Source organism: Flavobacterium sp., assembly GCF_003525665.1.
GTDB lineage: Bacteria > Bacteroidota > Bacteroidia > Flavobacteriales > Flavobacteriaceae > Flavobacterium.
Map to the genome: position 1 here is coordinate 1 of NZ_DQDX01000142.1, position 4,428 is coordinate 4,428.

The following is a 4,428-nucleotide window of genomic DNA, read 5'->3' on the forward strand; positions in this document are numbered from 1 at the left end:
TATGATTTAAATATTAATAATAAATATTCGTAAGATAAACTTCACAATCTGCACAAAAAAAGAATTATTTCTTCAAATTGGATTAAAATTTAATAATTTACTCAAAGTCTTTTTCAAGATAAACACAACAATAAATTTAATGCCTAAGACTAGACATATTTTTTTAACTTTACAAAAAAACAATGCTTAAATGAAGAAATATATTCTACTGTTATTATTAGTAAGTTTTGCTTCGTGTCAAACGGTAAAGATAAAAGATAAAAATTATAAAATTTCAAACAATACTACTGAATTAGGTAGTATTGGCCTATCAAAATCAGTTTATATAAAAAATGATTTTTCAACTCGTGTTTTTCCAAATTTAGAAAATAAAATTAGAGTAGATGTTAGTATTGTGCCTTTTGATAAAAAGTTAAACAAACTTTATATTAAAAAGTCTAAGTACAATCAAAGTCAATCTAAAATAGAATATATTGACAGTTTGGATACAAAACCCGAGTTAGTTACTATTAGTATTTTAGATGTTTCTGGTTATCTTGAGGAAATAAACACTAACAACAACAAAAATGTTATCAGTTTTTTGAAAGACACAAAAAAAGCGAAACTTATAACAAGTATTGCTACAACTCTTTCATCAGAAAATATTAACAAAATAAAACAAGCAGATGCTTATTATTTAATTAATAAACAAGAAAAAAAATACGCCTTAGCATTATACAAATCAAATAAATTGACCGAAACAATCGACTTGCAATCGGGTGTTGTTTTAGGTTATGAATTAAGTAAAGGTTGTTGGGCATTAAATAAAAGACAAGAATGGTATCTTGCAGACATTATTGTTGATTGTAAATCATGTAAAGGCAATACGCATACTAAAATTAAAGAGAAAAGAAGAAACAAGAGTTTGTATAAAATGTAAAAATGAAAATTATGAATTACAATAAGATAATTATACTACTACTTTGTTTGAGTACTTTTTTTTCATGTAGTGAAATACTTATTGAGCAAGATATTTCAGAAGAAGAGGTGGAACTAGTTGCGCCATTTGACAATGCTCAATTTTTAACAACTGGAATAACATTTTCATGGAATGGTGTTCAAGATGCTACAGAATATCAAATACAAGTAGCAAAACCAAATTTTTCAAATCCACTTCAAATAGTTCTAGATACAGTTATTTCATCAACTTCATTTACACAACAATTACCTGTTGGCCAATACGAATGGAGAGTAAGAGCATTAAATGGATCATATAGTACTTCTTTTTCCAAAAGATCAGTTACAGTTGCAAGCAATGAAGATTTTCAGAGTAACACCGTTTTATTAACCTCTCCTGCAAATAATTTAATTACAAAAATTCCAACCCAAAGTTTAAGTTGGCAGTCAATAATAGGAGCAACTAATTATCAATTACAGGTGTTTGATAGTTCAAGTACTTTGTTATTAGATGTAAATACGGCAAATACATTGTATAATTATACTTTTCCAGAAGGATCTTTTCAATGGAAAGTTAGAGCTACAAATGGAACAGATTATACGCTTTATTCTGCAAGGTCAATTTTAGTTGATGTAACTCCACCCAACACACCAACTCTTTCAACTCCTGCCAACTCAAGCACCACAACGGTAACAGATATTTCTTTTCAATGGACAAGGACTCCAATTTCGGGTAGTACAGAAAGAGATAGTATCTATATTTATACTGATAATGCATTGACTATTTTAGACTCAAAAGCACAGGCTACAAGTCCATTTTCTAAAACATTAAGTGAAGGAACTTATTATTGGAGAGTTAAAGCATTTGATACAGCAGGTAATGTTGGAAGTGTTAGTTCTACCTTTAGTTTCACAATTGACTAAAATGAAGAATAAAAAAAGCATATATGTATTGTTGCCCATTGTTTTATTTATTTGGGGTGCAGTAATTTATCAATTTTTTTCATTTTCTGATACTGAGATTGTAGATAATGCAACTAAAGAAATTGCCATTAAGCCATTTATAATTAAGCCTAAAGATACATTTAGTGTCAAAGTCAATAGTAGAGATCCTTTTTTAGGAAAAATAATTGATGATTCTCAAAAATCAAATGTTGTAAAACCAAAGAGTAAAGCTGTAATAGTAAAAGAAGAATTAGTATGGCCTCAAATTCAATACAAAGGTATAGTTTCTGATAATAAAGAGAAAGTGAAAGTATTCATGATCATTATAAATGGGAAAACTTATTTTATGAGAAAAGGTGATGTTGAGAATGAAGTAAAATTAAAAGAAGGTAACAGAGAAACTATTTATGCAGTTTATAAAGGAGATTTAAAAGTGGTCTTTATACAATAGTGAAGTTAATTATAAAAAATAAAGTCTTTTCAGGAGCACTTCAGTTTACTATTTTTATTGGGGTTGTTATTGCTTTAGTTTTAGCTGGGCTTGTTCTGTTACAAAATACCCATAATTTCTTTATAGAACAATCTAAAGCGACAGTAGAAAACATACAATTAGCTACTTCAGGAATAAACTATTTATTGAAAGAGGAAAATCAAACCTCAGACACAATTACTTTAAAAGATTTAAGTCAAGAAAACCAAATGATTCAAGTTCACCTTTCACATTGGGGTATATTTGAGAAAGCAATTGTAAAAACTACTCATAGAAAAAAAATATTCTACAAATGTGCTTTGTTAGGTACGCAAATGGAGTCCAGTATGAGGCCTACATTATACTTACAAGATACGTATAAACCACTAGTGATTGTTGGCAAAACAATTTTAAAAGGAACTGTTTTTCTTCCAAATCAAGGAATTAATCCAGGATATATTGCAGGTGAGAGTTTTTATGGACAAGAATTAATTCAAGGTGTTACAAAAAGTAGCGGTTTATTTCTTCCAAAATTGAGGAATACATTTGCTGAACAACTTAAATTATATTTTTTAAACAATAAGTTCAATCAAGAAGAATTTATTGGCGAAAATGATTTGGTTGAAGCTCCAAACTCGTTTTTAAAGCAAACAAAGGTTTTTTATAAAAGTGGAATGATTGAATTAAATAACAATAGACTTTCTGGGAATATTATAATAAAATCGGATGAGTTAATAAGAATAAAAAAAACTTCACAATTAAAAGATGTATTAATTATTGCGCCAATAGTTGAAGTAGAGGATGGTGTTAAAGGTAATTTTCAAGTTATAGCAAGTAAGAAAATTACAATAGGTAAGAATTGCAAATTAAATTATCCATCTGCGTTGGTCTTAATTGAAGATGAAGAGAAGCAACTATTTAGTAATTCACAACCAGAAGATTATCATATTGCAATAGACAAAAATTCAGAAATAAAAGGAACACTTTGTTATTTCAAATCTGTTAAAGAAAATGATTTTAAAACACAATTGTTTCTTGATGAAAATTCCTCTGTAAAAGGAGAAGTGTATTGTCAAGGGAATTTTGAATTAAAAGGTAAGGTTGTGGGTTCTGTATACACTAATCAGTTTGTGGTAAATGCGGCTGGCTCAATTTTTATAAATCATATCTTTAACGGACAAATTGTAGATGATAATTTCCCAGAATCATTTTGTGGAATTTTATTTGAAGATAGTAAAAAAGGAATTGCTAAATGGATGTATTAAAGAAAATAAAATCAGCCACATTAGTTGAGTCATTAGTTGCAACTGTTTTGATAGTTGTGATTTTTATTGTTTCAAGTTTGGTGATAAACAATCTATTGTTAAATGGATTTAACAACAATACAACGGAAATAGAAAATAGACTATATGAATTGGAATATGAGTATCAAAATAATAAAATTGTACTTCCATATAATGAAACATATCAAAATTGGGAAATTTCAGTTAATAAGATAGTTTCAGTTGATAGTAATGAGAAAATAGTAGAATTTGAGGCAAAGAAAAACAAATCCAATAAAAAAGTAATTAAAAGTAGAATTGATGAAAAGTAAAGTAAAATCTTTTACTCTATCGGAATTACTGATTGCAATGATAATTACAGTTATTGTTGTGGGTTTGGCGTTTACAGTTTTAAATTTAGTAAACAAACAAATTGTAGTAATTCAAAAAAATTACGATAGAACAACCAATTTAGCTTTTTTTAAACAAAGGATTTGGTTGGATTTTAACAAGCACTCACAAATTATTTTTAATTCAAATGACAATCAGCTAGTTTTTAAATCCGAAATAGATTCGGTCTATTACAATTTGAACAATGATTTTGTATTAAGAAATACAGATACTTTAAATACGGAAATTCAAATTGAAAAACTATTTTTTCAAGGTAATGAAGTGACCGAAGGAATTATTGATGCAATCTCTTTTATAGAAAAAAAAGAAGCAGCTGACTCTCATTTCTTTGTCTTTAAAAAAAATGATGCAACTCTTTTTATGAATCAAGAAATTGTGAAAACTAGAAAATCTGTCTCTTATACA

General features: G+C 27.8%; 6 protein-coding genes. All 6 read left to right on the forward strand.

All coding sequences use genetic code 11. The features are described 5' to 3' along the window. The first annotated feature begins 190 nt into the window (after positions 1-190). Entirely contained in the window at positions 191-919 is a 729-nt protein-coding gene (locus DIU01_RS09980; RefSeq protein WP_290834019.1) for a hypothetical protein, read from the forward strand. Between the two features lie 11 nt (positions 920-930). Then, positions 931-1,860 carry a hypothetical protein gene (locus tag DIU01_RS09985; RefSeq protein ID WP_290834021.1) on the forward strand — a complete coding sequence of 310 codons (930 nt, stop codon included), beginning with the start codon at positions 931-933 and terminating at the stop codon, positions 1,858-1,860. 1 nt (position 1,861) lies between these two features. Continuing rightward, positions 1,862-2,332 (forward strand): hypothetical protein, encoded by a 471-nt coding sequence (locus tag DIU01_RS09990; RefSeq protein WP_290834023.1) that lies wholly within the window; start codon positions 1,862-1,864, stop codon positions 2,330-2,332. Then, on the forward strand, positions 2,332-3,615 hold the full coding sequence (locus DIU01_RS09995; RefSeq protein ID WP_290834025.1) for a hypothetical protein: 1,284 nt from the start codon (positions 2,332-2,334) through the stop codon (positions 3,613-3,615). Before DIU01_RS09990 ends, DIU01_RS09995 begins: the two co-directional genes overlap by 1 nt. After that, positions 3,603-3,944 (forward strand): hypothetical protein, encoded by a 342-nt coding sequence (locus DIU01_RS10000; protein ID WP_290834027.1) that lies wholly within the window; start codon positions 3,603-3,605, stop codon positions 3,942-3,944. Before DIU01_RS09995 ends, DIU01_RS10000 begins: the two co-directional genes overlap by 13 nt. Continuing rightward, positions 3,934-4,428: type II secretion system protein J (locus DIU01_RS10005; RefSeq protein ID WP_290834028.1), on the forward strand; the 495-nt coding region annotated here is incomplete at its 3' end. The genes DIU01_RS10000 and DIU01_RS10005, both read left to right, overlap by 11 nt.

Excerpts from the sequence above, each read along its gene's own strand:
- DIU01_RS10000 (WP_290834027.1), top strand. The coding sequence starts at position 3,603 with ATGGATGTATTAAAGAAAATAAAATCAGCCACATTAGTTGAGTCATTA.
- DIU01_RS09990 (WP_290834023.1), top strand. The coding sequence starts at position 1,862 with ATGAAGAATAAAAAAAGCATATATGTATTGTTGCCCATTGTTTTATTT.
- DIU01_RS09985 (WP_290834021.1), top strand. The coding sequence starts at position 931 with ATGAATTACAATAAGATAATTATACTACTACTTTGTTTGAGTACTTTT.
- DIU01_RS09980 (WP_290834019.1), top strand. The coding sequence starts at position 191 with ATGAAGAAATATATTCTACTGTTATTATTAGTAAGTTTTGCTTCGTGT.